This window comes from Starkeya sp. ORNL1, from assembly GCF_012971745.1.
Classification (GTDB): Bacteria; Pseudomonadota; Alphaproteobacteria; order Rhizobiales; family Xanthobacteraceae; genus Ancylobacter.
Window position 1 is genome coordinate 2628577 of sequence record NZ_CP048834.1, and the last position, 16062, is coordinate 2644638.

At 64.8% G+C, this 16062-nt stretch carries 16 protein-coding genes and 1 tRNA gene; 6 read left to right on the plus strand and 11 right to left on the minus strand.

Annotated elements, in window-relative coordinates:
• Positions 1-86: 86 nt before the first annotated feature.
• Positions 87-674, plus strand: coding sequence for a glutathione S-transferase family protein (locus G3545_RS12620; RefSeq protein ID WP_170013051.1), 588 nt, complete (start codon positions 87-89; stop codon positions 672-674).
• Between the two features lie 2 nt (positions 675-676).
• Here the strand turns inward: G3545_RS12620 and G3545_RS12625 are convergent, their stop codons facing one another.
• The 4 genes from G3545_RS12625 to G3545_RS12640 all read right to left on the minus strand — a co-directional run bounded on the left by G3545_RS12625 (position 677) and on the right by G3545_RS12640 (position 2951).
• Positions 677-1579 (minus strand): transporter substrate-binding domain-containing protein, encoded by a 903-nt coding sequence (locus G3545_RS12625; protein WP_246702810.1) that lies wholly within the window; start codon positions 1577-1579, stop codon positions 677-679.
• Between the two features lie 199 nt (positions 1580-1778).
• Positions 1779-2363, minus strand: a complete 585-nt coding sequence (locus G3545_RS12630) for an SCO family protein (RefSeq protein ID WP_170013053.1) — start codon at positions 2361-2363, stop codon at positions 1779-1781.
• 18 nt (positions 2364-2381) lie between these two features.
• Entirely contained in the window at positions 2382-2546 is a 165-nt protein-coding gene (locus G3545_RS12635; RefSeq protein WP_170013055.1) for a hypothetical protein, read from the minus strand.
• 144 nt (positions 2547-2690) lie between these two features.
• A complete protein-coding gene (locus G3545_RS12640) occupies positions 2691-2951 on the minus strand; it encodes a hypothetical protein (RefSeq protein WP_170013057.1) in 261 nt (86 codons plus the stop codon).
• On the opposite strand from G3545_RS12640, the gene G3545_RS12645 reads away from it, so the two are divergent.
• Positions 2913-4949 carry an EAL domain-containing protein gene (locus tag G3545_RS12645; RefSeq protein WP_170013059.1) on the plus strand — a complete coding sequence of 679 codons (2037 nt, stop codon included), beginning with the start codon at positions 2913-2915 and terminating at the stop codon, positions 4947-4949. The two genes, G3545_RS12640 and G3545_RS12645, sit on opposite strands and share 39 nt — an antisense overlap.
• A gap of 18 nt (positions 4950-4967) precedes the next feature.
• On the opposite strand, the gene G3545_RS12650 is transcribed toward G3545_RS12645, so the two are convergent.
• Positions 4968-5387 carry a nuclear transport factor 2 family protein gene (locus G3545_RS12650; RefSeq protein WP_170013061.1) on the minus strand — a complete coding sequence of 140 codons (420 nt, stop codon included), beginning with the start codon at positions 5385-5387 and terminating at the stop codon, positions 4968-4970.
• 239 nt (positions 5388-5626) lie between these two features.
• Positions 5627-6583 (minus strand): trypsin-like peptidase domain-containing protein, encoded by a 957-nt coding sequence (locus G3545_RS12655; RefSeq protein ID WP_170013063.1) that lies wholly within the window; start codon positions 6581-6583, stop codon positions 5627-5629.
• Positions 6584-6836: 253 nt separating this feature from the next.
• Between G3545_RS12655 and G3545_RS12660 the strand changes: the two genes are divergently transcribed.
• Positions 6837-7586, plus strand: coding sequence for a glucose 1-dehydrogenase (locus G3545_RS12660; protein WP_170013065.1), 750 nt, complete (start codon positions 6837-6839; stop codon positions 7584-7586).
• A 353-nt stretch (positions 7587-7939) separates the two neighbouring features.
• On the opposite strand, the gene G3545_RS12665 is transcribed toward G3545_RS12660, so the two are convergent.
• From G3545_RS12665 to G3545_RS12675, 3 genes are all read right to left on the minus strand, one after another.
• Positions 7940-8590 (minus strand): glutathione S-transferase N-terminal domain-containing protein, encoded by a 651-nt coding sequence (locus G3545_RS12665; protein WP_170013067.1) that lies wholly within the window; start codon positions 8588-8590, stop codon positions 7940-7942.
• 54 nt (positions 8591-8644) lie between these two features.
• Positions 8645-8718 (minus strand) — tRNA-Gly (locus tag G3545_RS12670).
• Positions 8719-8805: 87 nt separating this feature from the next.
• Complete coding sequence (locus G3545_RS12675; RefSeq protein WP_246702811.1) at positions 8806-9243, minus strand: L,D-transpeptidase; 438 nt, start codon at positions 9241-9243, stop codon at positions 8806-8808.
• 583 nt (positions 9244-9826) lie between these two features.
• Between G3545_RS12675 and G3545_RS12680 the strand changes: the two genes are divergently transcribed.
• Positions 9827-10759 (plus strand): hypothetical protein, encoded by a 933-nt coding sequence (locus G3545_RS12680; RefSeq protein WP_170013071.1) that lies wholly within the window; start codon positions 9827-9829, stop codon positions 10757-10759.
• 596 nt (positions 10760-11355) lie between these two features.
• On the opposite strand, the gene G3545_RS12685 is transcribed toward G3545_RS12680, so the two are convergent.
• Together G3545_RS12685 and G3545_RS12690 are read right to left on the minus strand one after the other, a co-directional pair.
• Positions 11356-12273 carry a LysR family transcriptional regulator gene (locus G3545_RS12685; protein ID WP_170013073.1) on the minus strand — a complete coding sequence of 306 codons (918 nt, stop codon included), beginning with the start codon at positions 12271-12273 and terminating at the stop codon, positions 11356-11358.
• Positions 12266-13186, minus strand: coding sequence for a LysR family transcriptional regulator (locus tag G3545_RS12690; RefSeq protein ID WP_170013075.1), 921 nt, complete (start codon positions 13184-13186; stop codon positions 12266-12268). The genes G3545_RS12685 and G3545_RS12690 overlap by 8 nt, the downstream gene beginning before the upstream one ends.
• Positions 13187-13317: 131 nt before the next feature.
• Here G3545_RS12690 and G3545_RS12695 point away from each other — a divergent pair, with 131 nt between their 5' ends.
• Both G3545_RS12695 and G3545_RS12700 read left to right on the plus strand, forming a co-directional pair.
• On the plus strand, positions 13318-14412 hold the full coding sequence (locus G3545_RS12695) for a mandelate racemase/muconate lactonizing enzyme family protein (RefSeq protein ID WP_170013077.1): 1095 nt from the start codon (positions 13318-13320) through the stop codon (positions 14410-14412).
• A gap of 84 nt (positions 14413-14496) precedes the next feature.
• Entirely contained in the window at positions 14497-16038 is a 1542-nt protein-coding gene (locus G3545_RS12700; protein ID WP_170013079.1) for an ABC transporter substrate-binding protein, read from the plus strand.
• Positions 16039-16062 lie beyond the last annotated feature (24 nt).

The window sequence follows — 16062 nt, forward strand, 5'->3', positions numbered from 1 at the left end:
AGCGTCAAATAGCTTGAACACGGATCCGCGATGGACAGCGGCATATGTTCTCGTTATGTCCCACGAAGCCAACGGGGAGGTAGTCCATGAAGCTTTATTGGTGTCCGCAGTCGCGGGCGATCACCGCGCTGTGGATGATGGAAGAGACCGGCATGCCCTACGAGCGCGAGCTCGTCGATATCCGCAGCGGCGCGCAGGCGAAGCCGGAATACGCCGCCGTCAATCCGATGATGAAGGTGCCGGCGCTGGAAGACGGGCCGGTGAAGGTCGCGGAATCCGGGGCCATCCTCGCTTATGTCGCCGAGCGCTTGCCTGAGGCCGGACTGGCGCCGCCGGTGGGCGACGAGAAGCGCGGCGACTATCTGCGCTGGCTGTTCTTCGGGCCGATGATCGAAGCCGCCATCACCCAGAAGGTGACCAATCTGGAGATGGCGAGTTCGACCGCCGGCTGGGGCTCCTACGAGCGCGTCGTCGACGTGCTGGAAGCCGGCGTGATTGACAAGCCCTGGCTGCTCGGAGACCGCTTCTCGGCGGCCGACGTCATGATCGGCTCGAACCTGAATTACGGCATGATGTTCAAGCTGATCGAGCCGCGCCCGGCGTTTGCCGCCTATGTCGAGCGCTGCGCGGCGCGCCCGGCCTTCCAGCGCTCGCGACAGCTGGGCGATGGCTGACCTCAGTAGACGCTGATCGGGAACCAGCGCAGATAGAGATCGGTATAGATGCCCTTCTCCCAGAGCTGGCCGAGCGCGTAGTTCAGCGACTGGCGCAGCGCGTCATTGCCGCGCTTCACGGCAATGCCCATGCCTTCGCCGAAATAGCGGCTTTCGGTGAAGGGGCCGCCGGTGAAGGCGCAGCAATTGGCGGACGCCGAGCCGTTGAGCCAGAAGGCGAGTTGCACGCCATCGCCGAAGACGAGATCGACCTCGCCGCGCTTCAGCGCGTCGAGGGCGGCGTCGGAATTGGGATAGGCGCGGATCGCGGTCTCGGCGAAGAAGTCGCGCAGATAGGCCTCATGCGCGGTCCCGGTGACGACACCGACCGTGCGGGCGGCGACCGTCTGCGGCGTCACCTGGTCCATCAGCCCGCTCTTGCGGGCGACGAAGCGCGCCGGCGAGCGGAAATAGCGGTCGGTGAAATCCGCGGTGTCGCGGCTGTCCTTGGTGATGGCGATGCCGGCAATGGCGGCGTCCGCAGTGCCGGCATCGAGAGCGGCGACGAGTTCGCCGAACGGCTTCACTTCCAGCGTGCAGGGCACGGCAAGCTCGGTGCAGATGGCGCGGGCGAGATCGATGTTCATGCCGCTCGGCTGGCCGTCCGTGCCGCGGAAGCTGAAGGGCGGATAGTCGTCGGTGGTGACGAAGCGGATCTGGCTCGGCAGGCGGGTGACGTCCGGCCGCTCCGGGCGACGCTTCGGATCCCAGAAGCCGGGCACCGCGACGGAGCCAGTGGCACCGGGGCCGGAGGTGCCCGCTTTCTGTGCCATCGCGGAAGACGGGACGGCGAGCGAGGCGAGGGTCAACACCAAAGCGAGGATGACCGCACCGCACATCCGAGACATGTCACCGAGATTCCGCATCAAAGCCTCGCACGGCCCGGACTCGCGCCGCGCCACCTGCCCGCTTGTAGCGTCTCGGCCGGCGGGAGGCGAGAGCCGCCGCGATAGCGCCCTCATCGCGGCCGGAGGCGAAGCCATAGCGCCGGGATCGCAAGAAGGCGAAGAGCGTTTGCGCGATCCCGGATCGGCCGGCGGCCGTCCGGGATGACGACGTTGGGTCCTACAGATATTTCCGCAGATCGGCCGCGACCTCGGCCGGCGGGCGCTTCAGATTGAGCGGCGCGACGAAGGCGCCGTCCTTGCCCATCAGATAGACCACCGCGGTGTGGTCCATGGTGTAGTCGCCGCCTTGCGTCGGCACCTTCTTCGCATAGGCGCGGTAGGCCTTGATCGCCGCCGCCACCTGCTCGGGCGATCCGGTCAGGCCGCGTATGCTCGGATGGAAGCTGCCGAGATAGCTCTTCATCACCTCGGGCGTGTCGCGCTGCGGATCGACGGTGATGAACAGGCCGGCGATCTTGCGGGCATCCGGCCCCAGCGCATCGAACGCCTGCGACATGTCGAACAGCGTCGTCGGGCACACATCGGGGCAATGGGTGAAGCCGAAGAAGACCAGGAACGGCGCACCGGCATAGTCGGCCTGGGTGACGCTCTGCCCCCCCTGGTCGACCAGCTGGAACGGCCCGCCGACCGCGGACGCCGTGGCGACGCGCTGCGGGCCCGGCAACAGGGCGAAGGTGGCGGCGGCAATGGCCGCGGCGCCGACGACGAAAATGGCGAGAAACAGCAGGATGCGGCGTTGCATGGAGCGGTACGACCGGGGTCAGAAGCAATAAGCGATGCCAGCCGCCACCATGTCGAAGAAAACGGCCGCACCGTGGCGTGCCCAGAGGCCGATCGCCGCAGCGAGCAAGGCAACGCCGATGAGAGCCGGCACCAGCAAAGCCAGCAGGCTGCGCCCGCCCTCGTGCTTTGCGCGCGCCGCCATGTCGATCTCGGGAAGGACCAAAACTCACCTCCGGCCGCCGCTCGCCTGCGGCACCGTCACATCCAGTAATACAGATATAAACCCTAATCTCCCGTTCCGGAAGGAAAGCGGTGTCAGCGCCTGCGGGTAACGGTAATATGCGGATCACTTGTCGCGGAGGTTCGGAATTGGCGCGACGACGGTTCGAATTTTTGGAACATTTGACGTAGCATTGGATATCCGCTGCGTCGGATATCCGTGCAGCGGGGCGACCGGGTCGGCATGGTGAAAGCGCGAAGCATCGAGATCGATGCGGCGGCCTCCAGTGATGGTGTGAGCCGCGAGAGCGACGCTGTGCAACTTCGGCTGGATGCGGCACTCGAATCCATGAGCGATGCTTTCGCGCTCTTCGACGCCGAAGACCATCTGGTGCTGCACAATGGCCGATTCACCGAATTCTTTCCCTTCCTGATGGTGCTTGGCGATCTGCACGGCCAGACCTTCGAAACCCTCGTCAAGGTGCCGAACGGTGAATGGTCGCGGGTCGCGGATCCCGAGCACTATGTTGCCGAGCGCCTCGCGCGCCACCACGCGGCGGACGGGCGGCCTTTCGCCATCTGCCTGGAGAATGGCGGCTGGGTGCGGGTGCGCGAGCGGCGCACGCCGGATGGCGGCATCGTCTCCACCTGGACCGATATCAGCGAGCTGAAGGCCACCGAGCAGCATCTGCTCGACACCATCGACAGCATCGGCGAAGGCTTCGTCCTGCTTGAGGAGGATGGCCGCGTGCAACTCTGCAACCAGCGCTTTCGCGACATGCTGGGCGATGCTGCCACCGCATCGCTGAACGGCGCCGCCCTTGACGAACTGCTGCGGCAGGCGGCGCTGACCGGCCGCTTCGTCGAGGCGGGTACCGATCCCGAAGGGTTCGCCGCGCGAATGATGCAGCAGCTGGGCGGCGCGGACGACACCCGGCTCGAAGTGCCGCTGCGCAATGGCGGCTGGGTGCTGGCAAGCCATCGCCGCATGAAGGACGGCAGCGTCGTCGGTATCTGGACCGACGTTACCAGCCAGAAGAAGCGCGAGGCGGAGCTGGTGGCCATCCGCGCCCAGCTCGAGCGGCACACCGACGCGCTCTCGGAATTCGCCCGGCTGGTGGCGCGCCAGGCGCGCAGCGACGCCCTGACCGGCCTGCCGAACCGCTTCGCGCTGGAGGAGCGGCTCGACCAGTTGCTGCACGACGGCCCGAACGGGGTGTGCGTGCTCTACATCGATGTCGACCGCTTCAAGGTGGTGAACGACACGGTCGGCCATGCCGCCGGCGACGAGGTGCTGCGCGGCATCGCTCAGACGCTGAAGCGGCAACTGCGCGCCGACGACCTGCTGGCGCGAATCGGCGGCGACGAATTCGCCGTCGTGCTCGCCGAGGTCGAGGAAGAAGAGGCGATGCGCGTCGCCGAGCGGCTCAATGCTGCGGTGCACGGCCGCAGCTTCGTCGCCGAGGGCCGCAGTTTCAGCCTCGGCCTCAGCATCGGGCTGGCGCGGGCGGGGACGAACCTCTCCTCGGTGGCGCGCCTGCTCGCCGCCGCCGACACCGCCTGCTACATCGCCAAGGATGCCGGGCCCGGGCGGATCCAGCTCTATGATCTCGGCGATCTGAGCGTCAGCCATGCCCAGGAGACGCTGAGCTGGGCCGAGCGCATCCAGCTCGCGCTCGAGGCCGACATGTTCGTGCTGCACCTGCAGGCGATCGTCTCCGACGACGGCATTTCCGGCTATGAGGCGCTGATCCGCCTGGTCGATGAGCGCGGCCTGCCGCGCACCCCGGCGAGCTTCCTGCCGGCGGCGCGGCGGCTCGGCTATATGAGCCGCATCGATGAGTGGGTGTGCCGGCGCACCATCGACTATGCGGTGCGCTTGGCCCATGCCGGCTCGGACCGCTACGTCTCGATGAATTTCGGCGTGCGCACCCTCACCGATCCCGCTTTCCAGCGGCGCTTCCTGGAACTGCTGCACCGCAGCCCCGAGGCCGCTCGCACGCTTGCGGTGGAGATCACCGAGACCGACGAGATCGAGGACATCGAGGCGCTGTCCGATTTCGTCGACACGCTGCGCGAGCGCGGCGTGCGCCTGTTCCTCGACGATTTCGGCAGCGGCTATAACAGCTTCGACGTGCTCAAGCGGCTCCATGTCGACGGCATCAAGATCGACTGGGCGGTGACGCACGACCTGCTCGACGACCCGATCGACGAGGCGCTGGTGAAGGCCGCGGTCTCGATCGCGGAGTCGCTTGGGCTGGAACTGGTGGCGGAAGGCGTCGAGCGCCAGGCGGAGCTCGACCGGCTGCGCGCGCTGGGCGTCAAGCTCTATCAGGGCCACTATTTCCACAAGCCCGAGGACGCCGAGGCGGCGTTGCTGAAGTAGCGGCGCGCGTGGATTTACTTATCCGTCATTCGAGGCATTGAGCGCGTCCAGTTCGACCAGTTCAGGCTCGTTTGCCGCGCGCAGATGGTAGAGCTTGTTCACGATCCGCCATTCCGGCCCGATCTTCAAAAGCGACAGATGATCGGTGAAGCGCATGCCGGCGAAGTCGTCGACCACGCGCACGACCGCACTGTCGGGCGTGCGGTCGACGCTCTCAATGTCCCAATAGGGGCTGCGGCCGACGGGCGACGCACCGGCGTCGAGAATGGCGGCGATGAACTGATCGAGCGAGAGCCATTCGACCTCGCCCTCATAGTTGCCGATGATCGCAGCCGCGGGGTGGAAAGCGGCGCGCAGCCGGGGTTCATCCGCCGCGGCCATGGCTTCGACATAGGCCCGCACCACCGCGACAATGTCGTCATTCACCGGCTCCGACATGTCCGTCTCCTGCCTGGTCGCGGGCACTTCGGCCCTCGCGGCATTCTCCGCAATGCCGGGAGGGCCCGCAATGTCCAAATTGTGTGGTGATTGGAGGCGCCGGTTCGTCCTCCTCACACTGTCATGGCCGGGCTTGTCCCGACCATCCACGCTCATGCGCAGGGACAGACGTGGATGCCCGGGACAAGCCCGGGCGTCACGAGTGCCTTGGGGCCACTCGCAACTGCAAGCGGCGCCTCTCAGGCCCGCGCCAGCGGCAGCAGGGTCCGGGTCTCGATCTTGCCCGCCACCGTGAATACGAGGAACTCAGTGCCGTGGCCGATCTTCTCGCCGTCCAGAAGCCGGACGATATCGTCCACGCCGCTGACGGGTTTGCCGTCGATGGCGAGGATATAGTCGCCGTCCGCCAGCCCGCCGCGCTCGGCCGGGCTACCGGGCTCGACGCGCCGCACCCGCACCGAGGTCTTCTGCGTGGTGCCGGCCTCCAGTGCGATGCGCCGCGGCAATTCGATGGTGTCGCCGGCAATGCCGATGAAGGCACGGCGGACGCGGCCGTAGCGCAGGATTTCCGACACCACGAAGTTCGCGGTATTGGCGGCGACGGCGAAGGCGATGCTCTGCGCGCCCTGGATGACCGCAGTGTTGACGCCGATCACCTCGCCGCCGGACGAGACCAGCGGCCCCCCGGAATTGCCGGGATTGAGCGCGGCGTCGGTCTGGATGACGTCGTCCATCAGATAGCCGTTCGCGGCCCGCATCGAGCGGCCGAGCGCGGAGACGATGCCGGCGGTCACGGTCCATTCGAAGCCGAGCGGATTGCCGATCGCAATGGCGATATGGCCGCGGCGCAGGCGCTTGGAATCGCCGAGCCGCGCCCAGTTGCCGATACTGGTATTGGCGCGGACGAGCGCGATATCGGTGTCGATGTCGCGGCCGAGCACGCGCCCTTCGGTGACAAGGCCGTCGGGCGTGGTGATGCGCACCAGCCTGGCATCGTCGACGACGTGGTTGTTGGTGACGATCAAGCCGTCCGGCGAGATCGCAAAGCCCGAGCCGTGCCCGGATCGACCGCCCACCCGCTCGATCCGGCTGACGGCCGGACCGACGATGTCGACGGCGTGGGCGATGGATTGGGAATAGGCATCCATCAGCGCGCCGTCATCGACGGGAGCCAGATTCTTATCGATGTAACCCATGGTCTGGTCCTCGAACAACGACGACGAGCGCCGCTGCCGCCAGCGCGCCGAGGATTGAACCGTCGGGCCCGGCGTGTTGCTGTGTCGAGGATCAGATGGAGATCTGGTGGCCGCCCCGCAAGCGCGCCGGGTCAGGGCTGGCGCTGAGGCAGAAGGACTTGCTCGCCGCCCTGGGCGGATAGTCCAATCCGGAATGAAGCTTATTCTCGCTCGCAACCCACCGCCGGATCGCCCCGGGCATCAGGAGCACACAATGTCCAAGCTAGCCGGAAAGGTCGCCGTGATAACCGGCGGCAACAGCGGTCTCGGCCTTGCGACCGCGAAGCGTTTCGTCGAGGAAGGCGCCTTCGTCTACATCACCGGTCGCCGCCAGGAGGAGCTCGACAAGGCGGTCGCGCTCATCGGCGCCAATGCCGCCGCGGTCCAGGGCGACGTCCAGAGCATCGAGGACCTCGACCGGCTGTTCGCGAGAATCCGCCAGGAGCAAGGAGGGATCGACGTTCTCGTCGCCAATTCCGGCATCGTCGCTCCCCAGACTTTGTTGGAGGCCACCGAGGACAATTTCGACAAGACCTTTGGTGTGAACGTTCGCGGCCTCTATTTCACCGTCAATCGGGCGCTTCCGCTGCTCAGTGACGGCGCCTCGGTCATCGTTGTCTCCTCCATTGCCGCCAATAAGGGCGCAGCGGGGTACGGCACCTACAGCGCCAGCAAGGCAGCCGTACGCTCCTTCGTGCGCACCTGGACCGCCGAACTGATCGAGCGCGGCATTCGCGTGAACACGCTCAGCCCGGGTCCGTTCGACACGCCGATCATGGACCTCCAGGCCAGCACGCCCGAAGGACGCGAGGCGGTTCGCGCGAACTGGGCCGCAAGCATTCCGATGAAGCGGCTGGGCCGTCCGGACGAACTGGCCGCCGCCGCGCTGTTCCTGGCGAGCGACGAAAGCAGCTTCATCGCGGGCATCGATCTCATCGTCGATGGCGGCATGACCGCGCTCTGAGTCGAAACGCGGATGCGGCTGGGGTTCGTGCACCATCGGATCGGCGTGCTTCGGATGGTAAAAAACCCTCGATCCCTCCTGTAACGAACCGGCGCGGGCTCTCGGCTCGGGACGCCCGACCACGACGGCCCTGACACCCCCGATCAATGACGAGGAAACCAGGCTCGCGCTGTTGCCGTCGAACCACCCTCCGGTCGGGTGAGGATAGCCCTGGCCCGCGGAAGCTTGGCCCGCGGAAGCTAGAGCATTTCCCGATCAGATGGAATCATCTGATCGAAGAGGAATTGCTCCAGCTTATTGAATCTAGAGCACTTTCTTGTCGTTCGGATGTTTCCATCCGAACGGAAAGGGCTCTAGGTCAAGGGATGCGCAAGATGGAGCCGGTATCCTGGCCGACGCGAGATGCGATCATGCCAGGATGCCAGCTTGACGAAGCTCGGCTTTTCCAAGTCGACGAATCCGAACCACCGGCGCGCATAGGCCCCGAGGCAGATATCGGCCAGTGAAAACTCCTCGCCCGCCATGAAGCGGCGGCCGGAGAGATTGGCGTCGACAATCTCCCACAGCACGCCCAGCCGGTCGGCGATCTTGTTCAATGCGGGCATGTCCCGCTCATCCCGCGCGGTCCGGATCAGGCCCCAGTAAAGATCCCGCTCCACCGGCCCATAGGACGAAATGCTCCAGTCAAGCCACTTGTCGACCATGGCACGTTGCCGAAGATCTCCCGGATAGAGCCTGCTGTCGGGGCCGTACTTCTGCGCGAGATAGCGGCAGATCGTATTCGACTCCCAAAGGATGAAATTATCCTCGACCAGGGTCGGCACACGGCCATTGGGATTCATGGCCAGATACTCAGGTTCCCTGTTGCGGCCGAAGTGCCATCCCGCATCGATCCGCGTGAACTCCAATCCGAGCTCGTGGCAACACCACAGAACCTTCTGGACGTTCACGGAATTGGCGCGCCCCCATATGGTGCGGGCCGGCTGGGCGGGCTGCTCCGACATCGGCAACGTATCCCCGCGCATCCGGAGAGGCTCTTGGCTTTGTCGAGGGAAAGCTGGAGCGGGCGAAGGGAATCGAACCCTCGTATGCAGCTTGGGAAGCTGCCGTTCTACCATTGAACTACGCCCGCTCAGCGCGGCGCACATTAGGGGCGGGCATGGCCCACTTCAAGCCCCCCGGCGCGTTTCGCAGAGTGGATCGGGACGCAATAGCGCGGCTATCGCAGGACGATAACCTGGGTGCCGTAGCCGACCCGGCCGTACAGGTCGAGAACATCCTCGTTGTACATGCGGATGCAGCCATAGGAGACAAAGCCGCCGATCGAACGGCGGGCATTGGTGCCGTGAATGGCGTATTCGCCGGAGCCGAGCGTGAGAGCCGCCGCGCCCATGGGATTGGAGGGTGAGCCGCCGGGAATCACCGCGGGAAGCGATGGCTTGTCTGCGCGTATCTCGCTCGGCGGCGACCACGCCGGCCTTATGTATTTGCCGCTGACGTAGCTCGTGCCGGTCCAGGTGCGGCCGGAGCGACCGACCCCCACCGGATATTTCACAGCCTTGCCGTCACCGAGCATATAGTAGAGGCGCCGCTCCTTCGTCTTGACCACGATGGTTCCCGCTGAATAACCATCGAACGAGACGGTTTCGCGAGCCATGGCGGACGCTGGGGCAATCAGGCCGAAGACTGATATAATAAACCCCAATTCTCGCAACCTTGCATACATCGTCGATCTCCAGGGTTTTATCAAGAAACGGTAACGGCATTACGAAACGCACTTACACGTTGCCATTTCCGTTCAACTTCGACTTGATAGTAGCTCGCGAGTAGACGCAAACCAGACGCACCCCTTCAGCATAGCCCAGCACCTTTCTACCGAAGGTTAATGCCTGTGGCTTTTCAGCACTAGCTGCCGCCTTCGGCGTGCATCTAACCTTGATGCGTAAAATGGGGGTTGATTCCATGAAGAAACTTCTCGTCGCTGGTGCTGCGTTGCTTACTCTGTTCGGTGTCGTCGGTTGTGCCACTGTCGGCAAAGCGCCGATCGGCAAGGAACCGGTCCCGGTCGTCTCCAAGGGTTGAGTGGGGGTGAGGAGGGGCCGAGTCAAAAACTCGGCCCTTTCTTCTCATTTTCGGCGAGATATTTTTATCTCCCCTAGAGATCGCAGGGGCGCGCCCCTGATTGGCGCGCTCATTCCTTTTCGGAATTCGAGTCCCCTTCGGCAAGCCGGGTGGTCATCGTGCGCAATGTCGTCATAGCCTGCCTCCTCCCGATCGCTGGCGCCGTGGCCTTTACCGTATGGCTACCGGTCTCGCTTGCCGCGGCCCAAGGCGCCGATACAACGGCGACGCCGAACACCACCGCAGCACCGGTCGCGGCAGCACCCGTCGCAACGCCGGAAACTTCGGCCACACCTGCCACGCCGCCGGATACGTCTGCCGCGTCTTCAAGTGCGCCTGCCACGTCTGTGGCCACGCCTTCGGCATTGCCGCCGGCAGCCAGCGCTGCCGCGCCGGCGAGTTCACCGGCAGCCGCAGCGCATGCGCCCCGCCCAGCGGCGGCCAAACCTTCAAGTGCAGCGCGCGCGCAAGCTTCCGCCACCGGCACGACGGCGCAGGAGAAAATCAAGGAACCCGTCACGTCCGCCGGCTGCAAGGCTGCGGCTCAGCCCGGCAAGCCTTACTTCGTCGAGTTCCGCTCCCGCACGGCGGCGAGCTACGGCCACACCTTCGTGTTTCATGGGCGGATCGGCAGCGGCAAGGGCTTTGCGAGCTTTAAAGTCGCCGGGTTGCACCCGAAGGGCGACGATCCCGCAGTGTATATTCAGGGGCATTGGATACCGGTGCCGGCCGAGACCGGGGCCAGCTATGGCGACCTGGACGAGCAGTATCTGACGGCGCGCTTCTGCGTTCCGCTGACCGAAGCCGAATACCGCAGGGCCGAAGCTTATATAAAGAATTTACAGGCCACAAAGACGACCTGGCACGCAACGACCTATAATTGCAATTCGTTCGGCGCCGATATCGCCAGATATATTGGCCTCGATACGCCTAACCCGAACATGTATCTGCCGGAAGCGTTCATCAAGCGGATCGAAGAGCTGAACAAGGCATCGGTGAGGACCTCGTCGCCGCTCGCCAATTCTTCAATCGGACGCAAAACCAACCAGTAGCGATCGGATCATTGGGCGTCGCCGCCACTTGGAAGCCGGCACGACCTACGCGAGGAGGGAGATACGCGACCTCTCCTGCTCATCGATCATCAGCCGACAGGCCCTCGCAGGTTGCGAGCGGTCGCGTGTGCCGGGCTTGACAGGACGCCGGAAGATGACCGTGGCTTCCCTGGTCGGGACGGCCATTCCGGGATCTCAGCCCTTTTTCTTCGGGAGCGCGATCGATACCGGGCCCTTCACGGGTGCCGGCTCTTTCGGCTTCTTCGGCTTCTTGGCTTCGCGATTGCTGCGTACTTGTCCCTTGGCCATGATTATCTCCTGTACATCCTGTCGGCGCGCGCCGCCGGTGAAACGAGAAACCCCACGCCTCGGAGAGGTGCAGGGCCGCGATAAGGTGCCGAGCGTGTCGCCCTACGGACAGGCAGCCAGTCGAATCGCTTTTCCGCGGAAGTGAGCCTGTCGACACGCGGAATTCTTCCGCGCGAAGCCAACTCATCTGACGGTCCATCGACTCGCGAAATGTGCGCCTTCAATACCGGCATTACAAGGACACTACGTTTGTTTCCCCGCGCGCATTCGACCGCGGCGGCGGCGGGTCATTGCTCTTGCCCATCGTGCGCCCAATAAGACGGCTGGGCGTAGATGTCCTTCAGGAAAGCGATGAACAGCCGCGCCAGACGTGAGGGCTTGTTACGCGGATAGACCGCCGTGATGTCGAAGCTCGGCAGCGCATACTCGTCGAGCACGCTGACCAGTTCGCCCGAGGCGAGCTGGGCGCCGACCTCCCAGGTCGAGCGCCAGGCGAGGCACAGGTCATCGTGCGCCCAGCGCACCAGCACCTCACCGTCGCTGCAATCCATGTTGCCGTCCACCTTCACCGCGACCAGCTTGCCGTCCTCCTGGAACAGCCAGTCGCGATGGCGGTCTGCCTGCAGATTGACGGCAAGGCAATTGTGATCGGCAAGATCCTCCAGCTTGCGCGGCACGCCATGCTTTTCGAGATAGGCCGGCGTCGCGCAGACGACGCGCCGGTTGCTGGCGAGCTTGGTGGTGACGAAATCCGGATCGATCACATTGCCGATCCGGATGCACAGGTCGTAATCCTCCTGCACCGGGTCGGGATAGTCGTTGCTGAGGTTGAACGACAGCCGTACCGCCGGATAGGCGGCGATGAACCTGCCGGCATGGGCGGCGACGTGCTCCCGCCCGAAATAGGGGGGCGCCAGCACCAGCATCTGCCCGCTGACCTCCGACGTGTCCGGGAACAGCTCGTTCTCGCCGAGTTCAAGGTCGGTGAGCAGTTCATCGCAATGCTTGAGGAACAGCCGGCCCTGCTCGGTGAGGGTCAGCAGCCGGGTCGTGCGGTGCAGCAGCTTGACCCCGAGCCGTTGCTCCAGCCCGTCGATGCGGCGCCCCAGCATGCCCGGCGTGATCTTCTCCTTGACCGCCGCCCTGGCCATCGAACCCTCGGTCGCGACTGCGACGAAGGCCCTGATCTCCTTGTACTTATTCACCGGCGCCTTCCCCGCTCCAGTAGCCCGGCCGGGCATAGACCTCCTTCAGCCAGGAGATCAGCAGCCGAATCTTGGCCGGCAGCGGATTCTGCTGCGGATAGGCGGCGACGATGTCGTGATGGGGTGAGGCGAACGCGTCGAGCACGGTGATGATGTTGCCGGAGGCGATCTCGCGCGCCACCTCCCATTGCGGCCGCCAGGCGAGGCCGACGCCCTCCAACGCCCAGCGCGTCAGCATCGCGCCGTCATTGCTGGTCAGGCTGCCGTTCGGCCGGATGGTGATGGTGTTACCGCCGCTTTGGAAATGCCAGCCGCGCGGCTGGCCGCCATGCTCGTTATAGGCAAGGCAATTGTGCTGGGCGAGATCCTCCGGCGTCTTTGGCGCGCCGTGCCGGGCGAAATAGGCCGGGGTGCCGCAGACCACGAGGCGGTTCGGCGCCAGCCGGGTGACGACGAGATTGGGATCCAGCACCGGACCGGTGCGGATGCCGATCTCATAGCCCATGCGCACGAGGTCGACGACGCGGTCGTTCAGATTGAGCGAGACATTGACGTCCGGATTGGCAGTCATGAATTCCAGCAGGTTCGGCGCCACATGATGGCGGCCGAAGCCCGACGGACAGGAGATGATGAGTTGGCCGGTGGCGTAGTCGCGCCCGTCGCTCGCCAGCCGTTCGGCAGTGCGCAGCCGCGCCAGCATCTCGATGCCGTGCTGGTAATAGCGTTCGCCAGCCGGCGTCAGCGTCAGCCGCCGCGTGCTGCGCTGAAGCAGTTCGCCGCCGAGGCGCTTCTCGATCTGGGTGATGCGTCGGCCGATCATCACCGGTGTGACGCCCTCGATTCCGGCGGCCCTGGCGAAGCTGCCGGCCTCCACGACGGCCACGAAGGTTTCGATGTCGCGCAGCTTGTCCATGGGTTCGCTCCCATTCGATACTTTTCGTACGGAATGAAACGAGTATTTATCATATTATCAACCGAAAAGTTTAGCTCTAGCATCCTTGCAAAATGAGCCGGTCAACCGGACCGCGAATGGCAGGGATGGAAATGTCGAAGATCGCGAGCGTGGAGACCTTCTCCACGGAATTCATCAGCATCGTGCGGGTGACGACGCAGGACGGGCTCGAAGGCTACGGCCAGGTCGCGCCCTACAATGCCGACATCACCGCCACCATCCTGCACCGGCAGATGGCGCCCGTCGTGCTTGGCACTGACCCCTCCGACATCGACGCCCTGGTCGACCGTTGCTGGGTCGGCGCCCACAAATTCCCCGGCTCCTACACCACCCGCGCCATTGCCGGCATCGACACCGCGCTGTGGGACCTGAAGGGCAAGCGCGCGGGCAAGAGCGTCGCCGCATTGCTCGGCACTACCAAGACCCGCCAGGCGGTCTATGGCTCGAGCATGCGGCGCGACATTACCCCGGAGGACGAGGCCGAGCGGCTGGCGCGGCTGCAGCAGGACAAGGGCTTCGCGGCCTTCAAGATCCGCATCGGCAATAATTTCGGCAATGATGTCGACCGCTGGCCAGGCCGTACCGAGGCCATCGTACCGAGCGTGCGCAAGGCGATCGGCGATGATTGCGAGTTGCTGTGCGACGCCAATAGCGGCTTCACGCCGAAGCGCGCGATCGAGGTCGGGCGGATGCTGGAAGACAACGGCGTCGGCCATTTCGAGGAGCCCTGCCCCTACCCCGAGCTGGAATGGACCGCCGAGGTCGCGGCCGCGCTGACCGTCCCGGTGTCGCAGGGCGAGCAGGAGGTCGACCTCGCCCAGTTCCGCCGCATGATCCGCATGGGCGCCGCCGATATCGTGCAGCCGGACATCTGCTATGTCGGCGGCATCAGCCGCGCCCTGCGCGTCGCGCGCATGGCGGAGGAAGCCGGGCTACCCTGCACCCCGCACGCCGCCAATCGTTCCATGGTCTCGGTGTTCACCACCCATCTGCAGGCGGCGCTGCCGAACGCCGGCCATTTCATGGAACTCAGCATCGAGCCGGCGCCCTGGATCGAGGGGCTGCTCGCCTCCGATCCGTTCAACGTGGTCGACGGCCAGATCGAGGTGCCGGCCGGCCCTGGCTGGGGCGTCGAGATCAGCCGCGACTGGCTGGAAAAAGCCGAACGCCGGATCAGTTCCATGTGATCCGGCGCACCAATCGCCATCCGCCGTCAAAATGACGGAAGTATAATTGGGGTACACCCCAATATTCTTTGGGAGGAAAGATAGATGAAGAATACCGGAATAGTGTCGGCGGGCGCCGCCGCCGTGCTCGGTGCCGTCCTCTTAGCTGCCGTCCCGTTCGCGGCTCCTGCGCAGGCGCAGGATACCTCGAAGGACATCAAGATCGTCATGGCATCGGCGGTCGACGTGGTCGAGCCGTGCCACATGAACTCGACCGGCTATATCGGCCTCGTGCTCAAGGAGAACGTCGTCGAGACACTCCTCAAGCTCGATCCCAAGACCAGCAAGCCGCTGCCCAACCTCGCCACCGAATGGACGCAGGTCGACCCGCGGACCTGGCGCATCAAGCTGCGCGAGGGCGTCAAGTTCCACGACGGCACGCCGTTCGACGCCGATGCCGTGGTCACCGCGCTGAACCGCCAGTTCGTGCCGGAACTGGCCTGCCGCGACATGATCCGCAGCTTCGGCAGCGTGAGGATCCAGCCCAAGGCGGTCGACAAATACACCGTCGACATCGTCACCACCGAACCGATGCCGCTGATGCCGCTGACGCTGGCGCAGACCGGCATGACGGCGCCGAGCACCTCGATGAAGGAAGCCTCGCGCGCCCCGGTTGGCACTGGCCCCTATGTCTTCACCAGCTGGGACCCGGCGCAGAGCCTCGTCCTCACCCGCTTCGACGGCTATTGGGGCGACAAGCCGCAGGTCCGCAAGGCCACCTATGTGTGGCGCTCCGAGCCGGCGCTGCGCGCTTCCATGGTCCAGGTCGGCGAAGCCGATATCGGCTTGCAGATCGCCCCGCAGGACGCAGTGAATCCCGAGACCGACATCGGCTATCTCAACGCCGACACCAGCCGCGTCCGCTTCTTCATGGACAAGCCGCCGCTGAACGATGTGCGGGTACGCAAGGCGATGAACCTCGCCGTCGACCGCAGCGCCTTCATCGGCACCATCGTCAGCCCGCTGTCGGTGCCGGCGAGCCAGTTCATGCTGCCCAGCGTCAATGGCTACGACCCCACTTTGAAGCCGTGGCCCTACGATCCCGCCAAGGCAAAGGCGCTGATCGCCGAGGCCAAGGCCGCCGGCGTGCCGGTCAACAAGGAGATCGTGCTCTATGGCAGCGAGTTCATGCAGGCCAATCTCAGCGAGATGCTGGAGACGCTGGTGCAGAACTGGCAGGAGATCGGCCTGAACGTGAAGATCCAGATGGTCGACAAGATCCAGCATTCGGCCATCCGCCGGAAGCCGTATCCCACCGACCGCGGCCCGACCATGGTGCATGAGTTGCACGACAACGTCGCCGGCGACGCCTTCTACACCATGATCGTCTACTACACGTCGAACGGCGGCCTCACCAACATCTACGACCCCGCGCTCGACAAGCTGTTGCAGCAAGCCTCGGTCTCGACCGGCGAGGAACGCACCAAGCTGTTCCAGCAGGCCAATCGCCAGATCCAGCAGGACATCGTGCCGGACGTCATGCTGTTCCACATGGTCAGCTACATCCGGGTCGGCAAGCGCGTGTCCTACACGCCGGACTTCACCACCCAGGGCAAGCTCGAACTGAGCGCCATCACCTTCAAGTAGCGCTCATTTCCGGAAGGCGGCCAG